2 protein-coding genes are annotated in these 1,388 nt (G+C 62.5%); both read right to left on the bottom strand.

Annotated features, from left to right (window positions below; translation table 11 throughout):
• On the bottom strand, positions 1-233 hold a 233-nt coding region (locus ASE48_RS22580), incomplete at its 3' end, for a DUF732 domain-containing protein (protein WP_057169408.1).
• The coding region (locus ASE48_RS33535; RefSeq protein ID WP_235571432.1) for an MMPL family transporter at positions 233-1,388 on the bottom strand (1,156 nt) is incomplete at its 5' end. The genes ASE48_RS22580 and ASE48_RS33535, both read right to left, overlap by 1 nt.

Raw genomic sequence — 1,388 nt, 5'->3', positions numbered from 1 at the left:
AGCAGTTGGTCGGAGACGAACTTCGCGGAGTCCTGTGCGGTGATGTCGACGCCGCGGTCGAGGCGTTTGCAGGCGATCTTGCCGATCCAGGCGTTGAAATCCTTCTGCCCGTAGATGCCGTAGGTGTGCAACTCCTTGGCGAAGTCACTGTCCGGGTCGGCCTGGGCCGGAGCCGCGAAGACCAGCGCAGCCACCCCGGCGAACAACACGGCCCATGTCTTCTTCAACATCATCAACTCGTTTCCTGCGAGGAACTTCCGGCGGCGACGGGCTGCTGGGGCCACCGCTCCGCGACCGGGCGCTGGCGCACCCGCGTGGGCCACCAGAACCACTTGCCCAACAGCGCCGCGATGGACGGTGTCATGAACGCCCGGATCACCAGGGTGTCGAACAACAGGCCAAGACCGATCGTCGTACCGACCTGCCCGATCACCGTCAGCTCACTGACCGCCATCGAGATCATGGTGAAGGCGAAGACCAGACCGGCGGCCGTCACCACCGAACCGCTACCGCCCATGGCCCGGATGATGCCGGTGTTCAGACCCGCGTGTATCTCTTCCTTGAGGCGCGCGACCAACAACAGGTTGTAGTCCGCACCGACCGCCAGCAGGATGATCACCGACATCGGCAGCACCATCCAGTGCAGCGGGATCCCGATCAGGTGCTGCCAGATGAGCACCGACAGCCCGAACGCCGAACCCAGCGAGATCGCCACCGTGCCGACGATCACTGCCGCCGCCACGATGCTGCGGGTGATGATCAGCATGATGATGAAAATCAGCCCGATGGACGCGATTCCGGCGATGATCAGGTCCCAGTTCGCGCCCTCCTGCATGTCCTTGAAGGTTGCCGCGGTGCCACCGAGGTAGATCTTGGAGCCTTCCAGCGGGGTGCCCTTGATGGCTTCCTTGGCAGCCAGCTTGATGGCGTCGATGCGCTCGATTCCCTGAGCGCTCAGCGGATCCCCGTCATGGCTGATGATGAAGCGCACCGCATGGCCGTCGGGGGACAGGAAGTTCTTCATGCCGCGCTTGAAGTCTTCGTTCTGGAAGGTCTCCGGTGGCAGGTAGAACGAGTCGTCGTTCTGGGCGGCATCGAAGGCCTCACCCATCGCCGACGAGTTGTCCTGCATCGCCGACATCTGATCCTGTATGCCCTTCTGGGTCTGATACATGGTCAGCATGTAGGTGCGCATGTTCTTCATCGTCGCGATCATCGAGGGCATCAGCACGACCATCTGCGGCATCAGCGCGTTGAGCCGCTCCATGTCCGGGATGATGTCCTGGATACCGTCGGTCATCACGTCGATGCCGTCGAGGGTGTCGAAGATCGAGCGCAGCGCCCAGCAGCCGGGAATGTTGAAGCAGTGCGGTTCCCAGTAGAAGTAG

Origin of the sequence: Mycobacterium sp. Root265, from assembly GCF_001428895.1 — a bacterium.
Classification (GTDB): Bacteria; Actinomycetota; Actinomycetes; order Mycobacteriales; family Mycobacteriaceae; genus Mycobacterium.
Note: the sequence above shows the minus strand (reverse complement) of the source record. Positions and strands in the feature narration are given on the sequence as shown.